The sequence below is a fragment of the Chitinophaga caseinilytica genome (assembly GCF_038396765.1).
Taxonomy (GTDB): Bacteria; Bacteroidota; Bacteroidia; order Chitinophagales; family Chitinophagaceae; genus Chitinophaga; species Chitinophaga caseinilytica.
In genome coordinates, this window is record NZ_CP150096.1 from 4,434,127 (window position 1) to 4,453,117 (window position 18,991).

General features: G+C 57.9%; 2 protein-coding genes. Both read right to left on the reverse strand.

Annotated features, from left to right (window positions below):
- Positions 1-12 precede the first annotated feature (12 nt).
- A complete protein-coding gene (locus WJU22_RS18180) occupies positions 13-16,662 on the reverse strand; it encodes a gliding motility-associated C-terminal domain-containing protein (RefSeq protein WP_341839593.1) in 16,650 nt (5,549 codons plus the stop codon).
- Positions 16,611-18,584, reverse strand: a complete 1,974-nt coding sequence (locus tag WJU22_RS18185; RefSeq protein WP_341839594.1) for a hypothetical protein — start codon at positions 18,582-18,584, stop codon at positions 16,611-16,613. Before WJU22_RS18185 ends, WJU22_RS18180 begins: the two co-directional genes overlap by 52 nt.
- Between the last annotated feature and the right edge of the window lie 407 nt (positions 18,585-18,991).

Here is an 18,991-nt window from a genome sequence, read left to right on the forward strand (position 1 = left end):
TCCTGTCAAAAATTACCGGATCACGGTCACATCGCCTTTGATGATGAAGGCAGGGCCGAAGGTGGTCCGCTTGTAGGTGAGCCACCATACGAAGGTGCCTACATCCACAGGGCGGCCTTTGTACGTTCCGTCCCAACCCTGGTGCTGATCTTTGCTGATGTACACCAGTTCACCCCAGCGGTTGAAGATGCGCAGTTCGTATTCGTACATCGGGCCTCTCAGTACGGGGCGGAAGAGATCGTTCTTGCCGTCGCCGTTGGGAGAGAAGGCATTCGGTACTTCAGGCTTGCTGTCGCAATCTTTCACATCGATGGTGATTTCGTCCGTACTGCTGCCGCAATCGTTGAAGGCGGTCACGGTGTAGGTACCGGGCTCTTTCACTTCGATGGAAGCCGTGGTGGCACCAGTGCTCCAGAGGTAACGGCTGGCGTTCGTAGCGTTGGCTTTCAGCATGAAGCGGCGGCCGCGGCAGATGATCGTATCGTTGCCCAGGTTCACCGTCGGCGGGCCGGCGATAGATACCTTGATGCTGTCGGTTTTGTAGCGGTCGCAGTACTTATCGAGTACGCCGAGTACGTAGGTGCCGGGCTGGGTGATGGTTTTGATCGGATTGAGGTCGCCATCGTTCCAGCGGTACACGTTCACGTCAGGATGTCTTGCGTCTACGAGGATGCTGCTGCCGGGGCACATGTAGCGGTCGGGGCCGAGCTCGAGCTTCATGTCCGGGCGCTCGCTCACTCTCACGGCTTCCTTCACCACGCAATTGTCCCTGAACACTGCCACCTGGTAAGTACCGGCCCTGCTCACTACGATGGAGTTGCTGGTTTCACCGGTAGCCCACTGGATGCGGCCTGCGTTGGTGTTGACGGTCAGCATAACTGACTGGCCGGGGCAGATAGACGTGTCTCTGCTGAGGGTTACGTCTGGCGGCGGGTTCACCGTTACGTTCACGGTATCGATGGTGATACATCCGAGTTTGGTGACGCGTACCCAGAAGCGTTCCTGCGTGCTCACCGTGATGATGGGCGAGGTGGCGCCGGTGCTCCAGAGGTAGGTAGCGTTGCCTTCCACGGTAGCGTCCAGTTTAACGGACTGGCCGCGGCAGATGGTGGTGTCTTTCAGATCGATGAGCGGCATCGGGATCACACCCACTTCGATGGAATCGGCCGCTTCGCACATACCGTTGCTTACGGTCACTTTGTAGGTGCCTGCGCGGGTGATGCGGATGCGCTGGGTGGTTTCTCCGGTCGACCATCTGATCTGGTACCCGAAGTTGGCCGGGCCCGCATCCAGTACCATGCCGTTACCGCCGCATAGGCTGGTATCGCTGCCCAGGTTCACCACAGGCATTTGCAGGTAGTTGATGGTGTAGGTCACCGTATCGGACACACAACCGGTGATACCGTCGCGCACCACGAACGAGGCCGAAGTAGCGCCGTTCACGTTGAAGCGCGGGTTGCTGGAGGTCATCGGAACGCTTACCGCATTGGCTGGCGTTACGCCTACCAGGGTGTATACCGGTCTGTTCACGTCGCCTTTGGTTTTCAAGGTGATGAACGGATTGGTAGAGCAGTTCGTGAACACTTCCGCCTGCAGTTCCGGTTTCGGACAGGGCAGTACGTGGATCTGCTGGATCACGTCGTCTGCCGCGTTGCCGCAATTGTCGGTCACTTTCCATCTTCTCGTGATGATATAACCGGCACACAGGTCAGGCGTATACGGGTCGATGGTGTATTGCACCTGTTTGGGGAAGCCTTCCGAGCAGTTGTCGGTCGCCGTCAGTGCGATCGGGGCTGTCGGGATGGCTTGTCCGCAGGTCAGCGTAATGTCTGCCGGGGGAGCGGCGATCACGGGTTTCACCGTGTCGATCACCATGATTACCTGGCGCATTTCGTTGGCGTTGCCACAGTTGTCTACCGCCGTCCAGATATTAACGATCCGGTAAGAGCAGTTGCCCGGTACTGTTTCGCGGAAAGATCTGAACCTTACGGTTACACCGCCGCTGGGCGTACAGTTGTCGGTAGCGTTGATGCTCACCGGCGCGGGGAGCGCGTCGCACATCACCGTCGTATCTGCCGGTGCGGCCATGGTGAACGTCGGTTTGGTGGTATCCATCACCGTGATCACCTGCGTAGCGATGGCTACGTTGCCACATTCGTCGATGGCTTTCCAGGTGCGGGTCAGGCGGTAATTGTCGGCGCAACGGGTAGAAAGCGGGCGCTTGCTGAAGCTGTACTCGATCCGTACGTTGTTGCCGGAACAATTGTCGGTTGCGGTCATAACCGGTACCGAGGGCACTTCGCTGCAAGACAGCGTAATGTCGGTCGGCGGCAGGGTGGTGAAGACCGGCGCAGTGGTATCCTGTACCGTGATCGTCTGCGTTACCGTGGTTGCGTTGCCGCATTCGTCGGTAGCCGTCCAGGTGCGGATCAGGCGGTAGTTGTTCGCACAGGCGCCGGGGATGTCTTCGCGGCGTTCGTATTTCACGATGCGCACGTTCGCAGCGGGCGAGCAGTTGTCGGTGGCCGTCAGGTCCGGTTGAACCGGGATGGCGCTGCACTCAACCGTCGCATTTGCGGGAACAGGCATGTTGAACACGGGTTTGGTGTTGTCCACAACGGTCAGTACCTGCGTCACGGTGCGGGAGTTGCCGCATTCGTCGGTAGCCGTCCAGGTGCGGATGAGGCGATAGTTGTTCGCGCAGGCACCGGGGATGTCTTCGCGGCGTTCGTTCTTCACGATCGTCACGTTGGTACCGGAGCAGGCGTCGTTCGCCGAAAGGTCGGACTGTGCCGGGATGGCGTGGCACTCAACCGTAGCGTCTGCCGGAGTGGGCGTAGTGAATACCGGTGCGGTGGTATCTCTCACCGTCAGTACCTGCTGCACCGTGGTGCTGTTGCCGCACTCGTCGGTAGCGGTCCAGGTACGGATGAGGCGGTAGTTGTTCGCACAGGCGCCGGGGATGTCTTCACGGCGTTCGTTTTTCACCACCGTCACATTATTGCTGGCAGAGCAGTTGTCGGTTACGTTGAGGTTCGGCTGAACCGGGATGGCGCTGCATTCTACCGTAGCGTCTGCCGGCGTGCTGCCTACGAAAGTGGGACGGGTGGTGTCCTGAACGGTCAGCACCTGCGTCACCGTGCGGGTATTGCCGCATTCGTCGGTCGCGGTCCAGGTACGGATCAGGCGATAATTGTTCACGCATGCACCGGCGATGTCTTCGCGGCGTTCGCTCTTCACGGTCCTGATGGCGCTGGTAGCGGTACAGTTGTCGGTTACCGACAGGTCGGGCTGCGTCGGGATGGCGTCGCAATTCACCGTTACGTCGGCCGGTACCGGCATCGTGAAGTTCGGGCGTGTGGTATCCTGTACCGTGATCACCTGTGTCAGCACAGCGCTGTTGCCGCATTCGTCGGTAGCCGTCCAGGTGCGGATGAGGCGGTAATTGTTGGCGCATGCTCCGGCGATGTCTTCGCGGCGCTCGTTCTTCACGATGGTCACGCGGTTTTGTGCGGAGCAGTTGTCGGTAGCCGTGATATCAGGCTGTGCCGGCACGGCGTTACAATCTACGGTCGCATCCAGGGGAACCGGCAGGGCAAACACCGGTTTGGTCGTATCCTGTACCGTTACCACCTGGCGCACGGTGCGGGCGTTGCCGCAGGCGTCGGTAGCCGTCCAGGTGCGGATGAGGCGGTAGTTGTTGGCACATGCACCGGCGATGCTTTCACGGGTCTCGTTTTTCACAACTGTCACGTCGCTGGCGGCGGAACAGTTGTCGGTAGCCGTGAGGTCGGGCTGAACGGGGATGGCGTCGCAATTCACGGTCGTATCTGCCGGTGTGGGCATCATGAACGTGGGACGGGTGGTGTCTCTCACCGTGATCACCTGGATCACTTTGGTGATATTGCCGCATCCGTCGTTGGCCGTCCAGGTGCGGAGCAACCTGTAATTATTGGCGCAGGCGCCGGGGATGTCGATATGTTCTTCTTCGAACTGAACATTGATGATACCTGCACAATTATCGCTGGCCGTGATCACGGGGCGCGCCGGGATGGCGTCGCAATTCACCGTGGTATCAGCCGGGATCGGGGTGGTGAACACCGGCTTGGTACGGTCTGCCACGATGATGGTCTGCGTGAGCGTGGTGCTGTTGCCGCATACATCGGTGGCCGTCCAGGTACGGATGAGGCGATAAGTGTTGGCGCAGGTGCTGTCGATGCGCTGTTCGTTTTTCACGACGGTCACATTACCGGCGCAGTTGTCGGTGGCCGACAGGTCGGGCTGTGCGGGCACCTTGTCGCACTCTACCGTTGCGTTGGCAGGAGCGGAGCTGGTGAACACGGGGGCCGTGGTGTCTTGTACCGTTACGGTCTGCGATACGGTATTGAAGTTGCCGCATTCGTCGGTGGCCGTCCAGGTGCGGATCAGTTCGTAGTTATTGATGCAAGCGCCCGGGATATCGCGGCGGGTTTCGCTGAAGCGAACGGTCACGTTGTTGCCGGTGCTGCAATTGTCGGTAGCGTTCATGTTCGGTGCGGCGGGCACTTTATCGCAATCCACAGTGGTGTCAGCAGGTGCTGCGCTGGTGAACACGGGCGCTTTGGTGTCTACTACGGTGATGGTCTGCGTCACGGTCTGGGCGTTCCTGCACTCGTCGATCGCCGTCCAGGTGCGGATCAGCAGATAGTTGTTGGCACAGGCGCCGGGGATCGGGTTCCTGTTTTCGTTCTTCAGCACGGTCACTTTACCGGCCGGGCTGCAATTGTCGATGGCCGTGAGGTCGGGTTGTGCCGGGATCTCGTCACAATTCACCGTTACATCTGCAGGCGTAGGCATGGTGAACACGGGAGCGGTCCTGTCTTCTACGGTCAGCGTCTGCACGAACGTGGCGCTGTTGCCGCAGAGATCGGTAGCCGTCCAGGTGCGGCGCAGGCGGTAATTGTTGGTGCAGGCGCCGGATGTGCGGATGGTATCCACTTTCAGGGAAACGGTCACCTGGTTGCCCATGCTGCAATTATCCGTTGCGTTCACCGCAGGGGTGGCAGGGATGGCGTCGCAGCTCACGGTAGCGTCTGCAGGCTGTCCGTTCGGGAAGGAGAATACCGGTTTGGTGGTATCCTGTACGGTCACCAGCTGAACGTGTGTGCTGAAATTGCCGCAAAGGTCAGTGGCGGTCCAGGTACGGCGCAGCTGGTAGTTGCTGATGCAGGCGCTGTTTGCGCGGAGGGTATCGGTCTTCAGGTCGATGGTCACCATGTTGCCGGGCGTACAGTTGTCGGTTGCGGTCGGCATCGCGGCGGCAGGTACGGCGTCGCAGTTCACGGTTACGTTGGCAGGACGGCTCACCCAAACCATCACAGGCTTGGTGGTATCCTGTACGGTAACGGTCTGAACGTGCGAGATCGCGTTGCCGCAAAGGTCGGTAGCGGTCCAGGTGCGGCGCAGCTGGTAGCTGTTCACGCAGGCGTTGGAAGCGCGCACCGTATCCTGGCGGTAATCCATATCGATCTGGTTCACCGGTGTACAGTTATCCGTTGCCATAGCGGTTGCTGCGGCCGGGATGGCGTCGCAGTTCACGGTTACGTCGGCAGGACGGGCACCGGTCCATACCAGCACGGGGCGGGTAGTATCGCGGACGGTCACGGTCTGCACATGCGTAGCCACGTTGCCGCAAAGGTCGGTGGCGGTCCAGGTGCGGCGGATGGTGTAATTGCTCACACAAGCGCCCGGAGCGCGGGTGATCACGGAATCCATCACCAGTGTGATCTGGTTGGCAGGCGTACAGTTATCCGAAACGGTCGGTACCGGCCTAGCAGGAAGTGCGTCGCAATTGGCGGTCATATCCGCAGGCAATCCGCCCGTCCAGGTAAATTTCGGCATGGTCGTATCCTGTACGGTGATCAGCTGTTCCCAGCTGGTGCTGTTATTGCACAGGTCGGTAGCCGTCCAGATACGGCGGATGGTATAGCTGCTGATGCAGGCGCCCGGAGCGCGGGTGATCACGGAGTCGCGGCGGATCGAGATCTGGTTGCCGGGCGTACAGTTATCGGTAGCGCTCGGCATCACTGCGCCGGGGATGTTATCGCAGTTCACCGTTACGTTGGCAGGAGCCGCGCCGTTCCACACGAGGGTGGGGCGGGTGGTGTCCTGAACGGTGATCAGTTGTTCGTGGGTGGATGCGTTGCCGCAGAGGTCGGTAACGGTCCAGATACGGCGGATCGTGTAATTGCTCACACACATGCCGGATACGCGGGTAATCACGGAATCGCGGCGGATGGTGATCGCGTTGGCAGGCGTACAATTGTCCGTAGCCGTCGGCATCACTGCTGCAGGGATAGCGTCGCAATCTACGGTGATGTTGGCAGGACGGGCACCGTTCCAAACGATGTTCGGGCGGGTGGTATCCTGAACGGTCACCAGTTGCTGGTGCGTATTCATGTTGCCGCAGAGGTCGGTGATCCTCCATCTCCGCATGATCTGGTAGTTGCTTACGCAGGCACCGGGGGTACGGATGATGGTGGAGTCGTACACCATTGTAATTTGATTGGCCGGCGTACAGTTGTCGGTAGCGAGCGGGATCGCCCTGGCGGGGATGGCATCGCAATTCACCGTGATGCTGGCCGGTACGGTACCGTTCCATACAAATACAGGGCGCGTAGTGTCCTGTACGGTGATGAGCTGCTCGTGGCGGGCCACGTTACCGCAGAGGTCGGTAGCCGTCCAGATACGGCGGATCGTGTAGTTGCTGATGCAACCCGTGGTCGGGCGCGTCACTACGGAATCGCGGCGGATCGTGATCGCGTTGGCAGGCGTACAGTTATCGGTTGCCGTCGGCATTACTGCACCAGGGATGTTGTCGCAGTTCACGGTTACGTTGGCAGGAGCGATTCCAGCCCAAACCATCGTCGGACGGGTAGTGTCCTGCACCGTGATGAGTTGTTCCCAGGTAGTGCTGTTATTGCAAAGATCGGTAGCGGTCCAGATACGACGGATCGTATAGTTGCTGATGCAACCCGTAGTCGGGCGCGTCACAACGGAATCGCGGCGGATCGTGATCGCATTCGCAGGCGTACAGTTGTCGGTAGCCGTCGGCATCACCGCGCCGGGGATATTATCACAATTCACGGTGATATTGGCAGGACGGGTTCCAGCCCAAACCAGCATCGGACGGGTAGTGTCCTGAACGGTGATCAGTTGCTCCCAGGTGGTGCTGTTGTTGCAGAGATCGGTAGCCGTCCAGATTCTGCGGATCGTGTATTTGCTGATGCAATCGGCAGGATTGCGGGTGATCACGGAATCGCGGCGGATGGTGATCGCGTTGGCAGGCGTACAATTGTCCGTAGCCGTCGGCATCACTGCGCCAGGGATATTATCACAGTTCACCGTTACGTTGGCAGGACGGGTGCCAGACCAAACCAGCGTCGGACGGGTGGTGTCCTGCACGGTAATCAGTTGTTCCCAGGTAGTGCTGTTGTTGCAGAGGTCGGTAGCCGTCCAGATACGGCGGATCGTGTAGTTGCTCGTGCAACCCGTGGTCGGGCGCGTCACTACGGAATCGCGGCGGATCGTGATCTGGTTAGCCGGCGTACAATTGTCGGTAGCCGTCGGCATCACCGCAGCAGGGATGTTGTCGCAGTTCACCGTTACGTTGGCAGGACGGGTGCCAGCCCAAACCAATGTCGGGCGGGTAGTGTCCTGCACCGTGATGAGCTGCTCGTGTGAAATGGCGTTTCCGCACAGATCGGTAGCCGTCCAGATGCGGCGGATCGTGTAGTTGCTCATGCAACCCGTGGTCGGGCGCGTCACAACAGAATCGCGGCGGATCGTGATCCGGTTACCAGGCGTACAATTGTCGGTAGCGGTCGGCATCACGGCGCCGGGGATGTTATCGCAGTTCACGGTGATGTTGGCAGGACGGGCGCCGGTCCACACGAGGGTGGGGCGGGTCGTATCCCGCACCGTTACCAGTTGAACATGCGTATCGGTGTTACCGCACAGGTCGGTAGCGATCCAGGTGCGGCGGATCTGGTAGTTGGAGATGCAGGCGGTGCTTGTACGGAGCGTGTCGAGGCGGATGGTGATCGCCACCTGGTTCGCAGGCGTACAGTTATCCGTAGCGGTAGCGGTTACTGTGGCGGGAACCGCGTCGCAATTCACCGTCGTATCGCGCGGAGCGCCATTTACGAAGGCAAGTACCGGGCGGGTAGTGTCTTGTACGGTGATGAGCTGTTCATAACGGGCCACGTTACCGCAGAGGTCGGTGGCCGTCCAGATACGGCGGATCGTGTAGTTGCTGATGCAACCCGTGGTCGGGCGCGTCACTACGGAATCGCGGCGGATCACGATCACGTTGGCTGCCGTACAATTGTCAGTAGCCGTCGGCATTACCGCGCCAGGGATATTATCACAATTCACGGTGATATTGGCAGGCCTTGTTCCAGCCCAAACCATCGTCGGGCGGGTGGTATCCTGCACTGTGATAAGTTGCTCCCAGGTGATGCTGTTGTTGCAAAGATCGGTAGCGGTCCAGATACGACGGATCGTGTAGTTGCTCGTGCAACCCGTAGTCGGGCGCGTTACAACGGAATCGCGGCGGATCGTGATCGCATTCGCAGGCGTACAGTTGTCGGTAGCCGTCGGCATCACCGCACCAGGGATATTATCACAATTCACGGTGATATTGGCAGGACGGGTTCCAGCCCAAACCAGCGTCGGACGGGTAGTGTCCTGCACAGTGATCAGTTGCTCCCAGGTAGTGCTGTTATTGCACAGGTCGGTTGCCGTCCAAATGCGGCGGATCGTGTATTTGCTGATGCAATCTGCAGGATTGCGGGTGATCACCGAATCGCGGCGGATAGTGATCGCATTGGCAGGCGTACAGTTGTCGGTAGCCGTCGGCGTCACTGCGCCAGGGATGTTATCACAGTTCACCGTTACGTTGGCAGGACGCGTTCCAGCCCAAACCAGCATCGGACGGGTAGTATCCTGCACGGTGATCAGTTGCTCCCAGGTGGTGCTGTTGTTGCAAAGATCGGTTGCCGTCCAGATGCGGCGGATCGTGTATTTACTGATACAATCGGCAGGATTGCGGGTGATCACGGAATCGCGGCGGATGGTGATCGCGTTGGCGGCCGTACAGTTATCGGTAGCCGTCGGCATCACCGCGCCAGGGATGTTGTCGCAGTTCACGGTTACGTTGGCAGGACGGGTACCAGCCCACACCAGCGTCGGACGGGTAGTGTCCTGCACAGTGATAAGCTGCTCGTGTGAAATGGCGTTACCGCACAGGTCGGTAGCCGTCCAGATGCGGCGGATCGTGTAGTTGCTCGTGCAACCCGTAGTCGGGCGCGTCACAACGGAATCGCGACGGATCGTGATCCGGTTGCCGGGCGTACAATTGTCGGTAGCGGTCGGCATCACCGCGCCGGGGATGTTATCGCAGTTCACAGTGATGTTGGCAGGTGCGGTAGTCGCCCAAACGAGTCGGGGGAGGGTGGTGTCCTGTACCGTGATCAGCTGGATGTGCGTATCGGTGTTACCGCACAGGTCGGTAGCGATCCAGGTGCGGCGGATCTGGTAGTTGGAGATGCAGGCGGTGCTTGTACGGAGCGTATCAAGGCGGATAGTGATCGTCACCTGGTTCGCAGGCGTACAGTTATCCGTTGCAGTTGCCGTTACAGTGGCAGGAACCGCATCGCAGTTAACCGTCGTATCGCGCGGAGCGCCATTTGCGAAGGCAAGCACCGGGTTGGTGGTATCCTGCACGGTGATCAGTTGCTCCCAGGTAGTGCTGTTATTGCACAGGTCGGTAGCCGTCCAGATGCGGCGGATGGTATAGTTGCTGATGCAACCCGTGGTCGGGCGCGTCACTACGGAATCGCGGCGGATAGTGATTGCGTTTGCAGCCGTACAGTTGTCGGTAGCCGTCGGCATCACCGCGCCAGGGATATTATCACAATCTACAGTGATATTGGCAGGACGGGTACCAGCCCAAACCAGCGTCGGGCGGGTGGTATCCTGCACCGTGATCAGTTGTTCCCAGGTGGTGCTGTTGTTGCAAAGGTCAGTAGCTGTCCAGATACGACGGATCGTGTAGTTGCTCGTGCAACCCGTGGTCGGGCGCGTTACAACGGAATCGCGGCGGATCGTGATCGCATTCGCAGGCGTACAGTTGTCGGTAGCCGTCGGCATTACAGCGCCAGGGATATTATCACAATTCACAGTGATGTTGGCAGGACGGGTTCCAGCCCAAACCAGCGTCGGACGGGTAGTGTCCTGCACAGTGATCAGTTGCTCCCAGGTAGTGCTGTTATTGCACAGGTCGGTGGCCGTCCAGATTCTGCGGATCGTGTATTTACTGATGCAATCGGCAGGATTGCGGGTGATCACGGAATCGCGGCGGATCACGATCGCATTTGCAGGTGTACAGTTGTCGGTAGCCGTCGGCATTACAGCGCCGGGGATGTTATCACAATTCACGGTGATATTGGCAGGACGGGTGCCGGCCCAAACCAGCGTCGGACGGGTAGTATCCTGCACGGTGATCAGCTGTTCCCAGGTGGTGCTGTTATTGCAAAGATCGGTTGCCGTCCAAATTCTGCGGATCGTGTATTTACTGATGCAATCGGCAGGATTGCGGGTGATCACCGAATCGCGGCGGATGGTGATCGCGTTGGCGGCCGTACAGTTATCGGTAGCCGTCGGCATCACCGCGCCAGGGATGTTGTCGCAGTTCACGGTTACGTTGGCAGGACGGGTGCCAGCCCACACCAGCGTCGGACGGGTAGTGTCCTGCACAGTGATAAGCTGCTCGTGCGAAATGGCGTTACCGCACAGGTCGGTAGCCGTCCAGATGCGGCGGATCGTGTAGTTGCTCGTGCAACCCGTAGTCGGGCGCGTCACAACGGAATCGCGGCGGATCGTGATCGAACCGGCAGGCGAACAGTTGTCGGTAGCGGACGGCATCACGGCGCCGGGGATGTTGTCGCAGTTCACAGTGATGTTGGCAGGTGCGGTAGTCGCCCAAACGAGTCGGGGGAGGGTAGTGTCCTGTACCGTGATCAGCTGGATGTGCGTATCGGTGTTACCGCACAGGTCGGTAGCGATCCAGGTGCGGCGGATCTGGTAGTTGGAGATGCAGGCGGTGCTTGTACGGAGCGTGTCGAGGCGGATGGTGATCGCCACCTGGTTCGCAGGCGTACAGTTATCCGTTGCAGTTGCCGTTACAGTGGCAGGAACCGCATCGCAATTCACCGTCGTATCGCGCGGAGCGCCATTTGCGAAGGCAAGCACCGGGTTGGTGGTGTCCTGAACAGTGATCAGTTGCTCCCAGGTGGTGCTGTTATTGCACAGGTCGGTAGCCGTCCAGATGCGGCGGATCGTGTAGTTGCTGATGCAACCGGTGGTCGGGCGTGTCACAACGGAATCGCGGCGGATAGTGATTGCGTTGGTAGCCGTACAGTTGTCGGTAGCCGTCGGCATCACCGCGCCAGGGATGTTATCACAATCCACGGTGATATTGGCAGGACGGGTACCAGCCCAAACCAGCGTCGGGCGGGTGGTATCCTGCACCGTGATCAGTTGTTCCCAGGTGGTGCTATTATTGCAAAGGTCAGTAGCTGTCCAGATACGACGGATCGTGTAGTTGCTCGTGCAACCCGTGGTCGGGCGCGTCACAACAGAATCGCGGCGGATCACGATCGCGTTGGCAGCCGTACAATTGTCCGTAGCAGTAGGCATCACCGCACCAGGGATATTATCACAGTTCACCGTTACGTTGGCAGGACGCGTTCCAGCCCAAACCAGTGTCGGACGGGTAGTATCCTGAACGGTGATCAGTTGCTCCCAGGTGGTGCTGTTGTTGCAGAGATCGGTTGCCGTCCAGATACGGCGGATCGTGTATTTGCTAATGCAATCGGCAGGATCGCGGGTGATCACCGAATCGCGGCGGATCACGATCGCGTTGGCAGCCGTACAATTGTCCGTAGCCGTAGGCATCACCGCGCCAGGGATGTTATCACAGTTCACCGTTACGTTGGCAGGCCGTGTTCCAGCCCAAACCAGCGTCGGACGGGTAGTGTCCTGCACCGTGATCAGTTGTTCCCAGGTAGTGCTGTTATTGCAAAGATCGGTAGCTGTCCAGATGCGGCGGATCGTGTATTTGCTGATACAATCGGCAGGATTGCGGGTGATCACCGAATCGCGGCGGATCACGATCGCGTTGGCAGCCGTACAATTGTCCGTAGCCGTCGGCATTACTGCGCCAGGGATATTATCACAATTCACCGTTACGTTGGCAGGACGAGTGCCAGCCCAAACCAATGTCGGGCGGGTAGTATCCTGAACGGAGATCAATTGCTCCCAGGTAGTGCTGTTGTTACACAGGTCGGTAGCTGTCCAGATGCGGCGGATCGTATACACTCCGGCGCAATCTGCAGGATCACGGGTGATCACAGAATCACGGCGGATCACGATCGCGTTAGCGGCCGTACAGTTATCAGTAGCCGTCGGCATCACCGCGCCAGGGATGTTATCGCAGTTCACCGTTACGTTGGCAGGCCGTGTTCCAGCCCAAACCAGCGTCGGACGGGTGGTATCCTGCACGGTGATCAGTTGCTCCCAGGTTGTGCTGTTATTGCAAAGATCGGTAGCCGTCCAGATACGGCGGATCGTATAATTGCTCGTGCAACCCGTAGTCGGGCGCGTCACAACGGAATCGCGGCGGATCGTGATCGCGTTGGCAGCCGTACAATTATCGGTAGCCGTCGGCATCACTGCACCGGGGATGTTATCGCAGTTCACGGTAACGTTGGCCGGAGCCGCACCGGTCCACACGAGGGTGGGGCGGGTGGTGTCCTGCACCGTGATCAGTTGCTCCCAGGTAGTGCTGTTGTTGCAAAGATCGGTAGCCGTCCAGATACGGCGGATCGTGTAGTTGCTCGTGCAACCCGTGGTCGGGCGCGTCACAACAGAATCGCGGCGGATGATGATCGCGTTGGCAGCCGTACAATTATCGGTAGCCGTCGGCATCACTGCGCCAGGGATGTTATCGCAGTTCACCGTTACGTTGGCAGGGCGGGTGCCAGCCCAAACCAATGTCGGGCGGGTGGTGTCCTGCACCGTGATCAGTTGCTCCCAGGTAGTGCTGTTGTTGCAGAGATCGGTTGCCGTCCAGATACGGCGGATCGTGTATTTGCTGATGCAATCGGCAGGATCGCGGGTGATCACCGAATCGCGGCGGATTACGATCGCGTTGGCAGCCGTACAATTGTCCGTAGCCGTCGGCATCACTGCGCCAGGGATATTATCACAGTTCACCGTTACGTTGGCAGGACGGGTTCCAGCCCAAACCAGTGTCGGGCGGGTAGTATCCTGCACGGTAATCAGTTGCTCCCAGGTGGTGCTGTTATTGCAAAGATCGGTCGCCGTCCATATACGACGGATCGTGTATTTGCTGATGCAATCGGCAGGATTGCGGGTGATCACCGAATCGCGGCGGATCACGATCGCGTTGGCAGGCGTACAATTGTCCGTAGCCGTCGGCGTCACCGCACCGGGGATATTATCACAGTTCACCGTTACATTGGCAGGACGGGTGCCAGCCCAAACCAGCGTCGGACGGGTAGTGTCCTGCACCGTGATCAGTTGCTCCCAGGTGATGCTGTTGTTGCAAAGATCGGTAGCTGTCCAGATGCGGCGGATCGTGTATTTGCTGATACAATCGGCAGGATTGCGGGTGATCACCGAATCGCGGCGGATCACGATCGCATTGGCAGCCGTACAATTGTCGGTAGCCGTCGGCATCACCGCGCCAGGGATGTTATCGCAGTTCACGGTTACGTTGGCAGGACGCGTTCCAGCCCAAACCAATGTCGGGCGGGTAGTGTCCTGTACCGTGATGAGTTGTGTATGGGTGGAAGCGTTACCGCAAAGGTCAGTCACCGTCCAGTTGCGGCGGATCGTGTATTTACTGATGCAATCGGCAGGATTGCGGGTGATCACGGAATCACGTTTGATCGTGATCGCATTCGCAGCAGCGCAGTTGTCGGTAGCAGTGGGGTTGATCGCTCCGGGGATGTTGTCACAATTCACCGTCACGTCTGCAGGCGCAGCACCACTCCAGATGATCGTCGGCGGAACATTGTCCACCACCCTCACGATCTGGATCCTTTCCGATTTGTTGCCGCAGGCGTCGGTCGCCGTCCAGGTACGTTTCAGCCAGTAAGTGTTCTGGCAGGAGTTGGCCACCCCGGTCCTGATGGTATCCTGGGTATAATCCAGTCTTACGGTCACCCCGGCAGGCAGACAGTTGTCGGTCACCGTGGGCGTCACCGCAGCAGGAATGGCGTTACAGCTTGCATTCAGCGTATCAGCCAATCCAGGGCTCCACGTCATGGTGGGTTTCGATGTATCCACCACCGTGATCCGCTGGGTATGAATCGCTTCGTTATTACAATTGTCTTTCGCCGTCCAGGTGCGGATCAGCACATAATTATTCACGCAGGTACCGGTAAACGATGCGTCACGAACGGTATTCACCGTCACGGTCACCGCCGCGTCTGCCGTACAATTATCCGTTGCGGATGCCGTGATGGCCGCCGGGATCGCCGAGCAGCTCACCGTCGTATCCACAGGGGCGCGGCCGCCGGGGAATTGCAGCACCGGCTTCTTCGTATCCGTCACCGTGATGGTCTGGGAAGTGGTCACTTTCAATCCGCAAGGGTCTTCGGCCGTCCAGGTACGGGTGATGGTCATGCCGCAGGTGTTGTTCACCGTAACATCGGCATGCGTGATGGTAAGCGTCAGTCCCAGCGGATGCTGGAACGTAGGTGTGCCGAACAGTGTCGTATAATCGAACGTTTTGTCGCACTCGCGGTTAATATTCGCCGGAGTGGTCACGACTGTCGGAGGATTGGTGCTCACGGTGATTTTAACAGGAGCAGAGGTATCCGTACACGCGCCGGATTTCACGATCCTGCGGAACCAGGTCGTCACAGTAAGCGCGCCGGGCTGATAATACTCGCCCGTAGCGCCGGGAATGATCGCATAGCCGGCCGTTGCGCTCGTGGTGCTCGAAAGCCAGCTATACGTGAAGGTACCCGTGCCGCTTGACGGGTGGCCGACGTCATAAATCTGCGCAGGCACTGTATTCGGACAGATGATCTGATCGTCGCGGATAATATTTTGATTGATTTCGTTGAGATTCGTCAGGATGACCGTGTCAGACACAACCGCGCAGTCGCCGTTCGTAATCGTCCATACGAGCGTGGCGGAAGTCCCTACAAATACCCGTGCCGTGCTGGTCGGACTGTGGATATCGGAGAACACCACAGAAGCAGGGTTCGCCGTCCATGTGCCTACGGCTCCTGCAACACTGGGAGCGCTCGCCGCCAGCTGGAAGAGCTCTTCGTTACATTTTTCCTGGTCGGGGCCGGCATTCGGTTTGGCCGGTTGTTGCGCCACGGTCACCGTAGTGCTCACGCAGGCAGAGTTGCCGCATGTTGTACTGCCGATAGCGCGAACGGAATACGTAGTGGTAGCAGTGGGGGAGACGTTGATGGAAGTCACGTTCCGCCCGATCTCCACGCCCGTAGCGCAATCGCCGCGGTACCATACCCATTCCGAGTTGGAGCCGATCGTTCCGCTGGCAATGCTCAGCGTCACGGTTTCGCCCACACAGATGTTGCCGTCGGTTACACCGATGGTCGGTGTGGTCGAGGGCGTATTCAGCACCACGTCGAATTCTTTCGCATCGAAGCAGGTATCATTGGTGCTGCCTACCGGTTTGCGGACCGTCATGCGGAAGCGATACGTTCCCGCTGCAGCGGCGCCCGGATAGGTTACCGTGATGGTACCGCCGGTGGTGCTGGGCAGGGGCATATCTTTAATATCCACGAAGCCCGGCATTTTGGGCGCAATCGCCTCGAGGTCGTACCGGGAAGGTGCGTTCGTTGCCGTGTAAGTCAGCGGGAAGGTGAACGGTGTGGCCTTGCAGACGTCGATGGCCGAGGGGATCGTTACCGTCGGACCATTGAAGTACCGCAGCGTTACGGTGATGGTCACCGCAGGACAGGTTTTCGCATTGCCGTTACGTTTACGTACCACCCAGTTCACGGTGCCGGAAGTGCCCGCAGCGCCGGTGTAGGTAATCACCGCGTTGGGGTTATTTACTTCGCTGGCCGGAATGGTAAATGGTGCCGGCAGCATGTCGGGCTCCCAGGTTCCGATCAGCGATGTATCGGTAAGGGGTTGCGCCGTCATGGTAAACGTGCGGGAACATTGCGACATATCCGTCTCCGTTACCGACGCCGTAGGCCTGGAATACGTGATAAATTCCTTCTCCGAAACGGTTTTACAATCGGCCAGGTTGGAAGATATCGTCAACCGTACGCGCACGGGCACGTTCGGCGGCATATTGATAAGGTCGCGCTCGTTGGGGGCTGCTGCAGGAATGGTAAGACTGGCCCCGTTCGCGGCACCTACGATTTCCCAGGTAACCGTATACGGCGTTTTGCCGGCGGGAGTACCACCGGTGTTGCGTAAACGGTAAGTGGTGGTAACCGGATCGGTACACTGCGCGCTCACGTTCTGGATGTTGGCCACGGGGTTCTTTACCGACGTGATCTTGATCGTATCCGTCCGTAAACACTGCCCGTTCCGCACTTCAAGGTACGGCTTGATGGAATCGCCGTCCAGGGAGGCGCTGTTACGTTGATAGTTTGCGTGGTGGAAGTGCTCGGCATCCAGCGAAGCTTGTATCCGGCATTGGCCGCACCAGCATTCAACGTTACCGGCGATCCTGCGCAGACAACCGTGTCCGGCCCCAGGTTCACCACCGGCGGCTCGTCCACATATATCGTTACGGTGTCGCGCCGCGTACAATAACGCGGTACGCTGCCCACCATACCAAAATAGGCCGTACCTGCCACGATGTAGGTGGAAGTTACGTCCGGCTGGATGAGGATCTTGTCTTTCGGCTGTGGGCCCGACGGCCAGGGCATAATATAATTGCCCGTGAAATCGAACTGCTCGTAACCGTTAGGGTTGGCAGACGATTCCAGCGGCACTGCCGTCAATATGAGCGATTCGCCTTTACATAGCGAATCCTTTGGCACTACGATATCCGGTAGTGGTATCACACCGATCAGTACCGGGCTCGATGGCGTATAACATTGCGTTCCCGGCGTAACGTTCCCACTTTCGATTACCATCAACCGGTAATAAAAATCCACGTTCGGCTCTGTAAGCAATCCTTCGGGAATAGTGAGCACCGGCGTGCTGATACCGGTATAACCGGAAGCAGCGGTGATGGGCGTCCATGTGCCGGTGAGGCCGCGGCGCATTTCCCATTGGTAAATAGGATTATCGAAGTAGTCTATCGGGTCGATGGTGGCTTTAACGGTCAGGCCAGCACCCGGACAGATATAATCCGAAGTGCCCACACCATCGATATAGGTAAAGATCTTGGGCGCGCAGAATTCGAAATTGATGTCGTCCACCGCAATGTCGTTACCGCAACCGCCGTCGTTGTCATTCTTGATTTCCACCGTTACGTCTTTCACGCCAGGTGGCAAGGTAACGGTACCACCGAACTGCTGCCAGCCGGTGAGGCGCTGATCGCCGGCGTCGAGGCGGCGAAGGTCCATAGAAACATCCCCCGTATAAAACTGGCCGATGATCGCGTTGGTGGCCTTGTTCCTGATGATGAAGGTAACACCTGCATACTGGTACGTGCCCCCGTATCCCGCACAGGTACTTGTAAGCACCTGGTGGGAGTTGAGGTTGATGAACCATGCCGAGAAATTGTATTTCGCGCCGGGACAAAGATCATTTACTTCTCTTTTATAGAACGTCTTCGGCTGTTCGGAGGAGTTCGCAATTAGCATACCGCCCAATCCGTTGTTGGTATGGTCGTCCACATTATCCCATTCCGGGCGGCCGCCGCGTATCGCATTATAATATACGGTATACCAATCGTCGGCCAAAGGCCAGTTGTTGCTGGTGTTACCGGCTACATACGGATTGGAATTGTAGTTATAGTCGATCGTTCCGGAAGTAACGGGCCGGCGGGGACCGCCTGCTGTAAACGTCCCGAAATCTTCTTTGAAGTTCGTATTAGGCGCAAAGTCGCCGAGGCACTTGGTGATGGGGCAGTCGGAAACGGAGATGGTCTGCTCTACTTCCCGTACATAATTGGTTCCACTATATCTTCTATATAATGTTGCCCGGATCGTATAGGTGCCCACCTCTTTCATGTCGAGCAGGATGGATTGCCCGGGATTGATCGTTCTGGAACCGTAAGTAACCTGGCTGTTTACCCATAAAATCGGACTGGGCCTTCCCATGGAGGCCCGGTACACGAAAACCGAGCCGGAGGGGTGCGTGATTGTCCATTTTACGCTGTCCGTGCTGCGTGTACCTCTGAAGAATACGTGGATGGCCGCGTATTTGTCCAGGCAAACGTCCTCAGGAGCGTTCATCCAGGCGTCGAACTCGTCGTTAAAGACCCTTGGCAGGCTGGTTTGGGCCTGTGTCATCCCGGCGGCGGACAGTAATATAGATAGTAGTAGTAAAATTCGTCTCATTGTCGCAAACAATTTTGTGAATGAAATACCGATTCCCCGGCTAATGAGCAGGGGAGCGGAGGTTGTCAGAACCGGAAGGCCGGTAAGACGACTTGATAATTTGTTTGAAACAATGCGGGACGATGGGTCCGGCGCTGGTTTTCATAGGCGTACAGGATCGATTTCATAGGCTTCGGTTAAAATTCAGTCAATACCGATATGGACAAATTTTAGAAATTCTGAATTTAAAATTAATCATAATATGGTTATATCCAAAAATATAAATTTACCGGTACGCGTTAAAATTGCAGTTAAGTATGGTTAATAGAGTATTGGCGGGTTGACTTTCAAATGATTATTGAAGTGGAAAAAATGTTAACTTTTTTTCTGTGTACCGGCAATATTTTATTTTTTTATGCTGTTTGCGC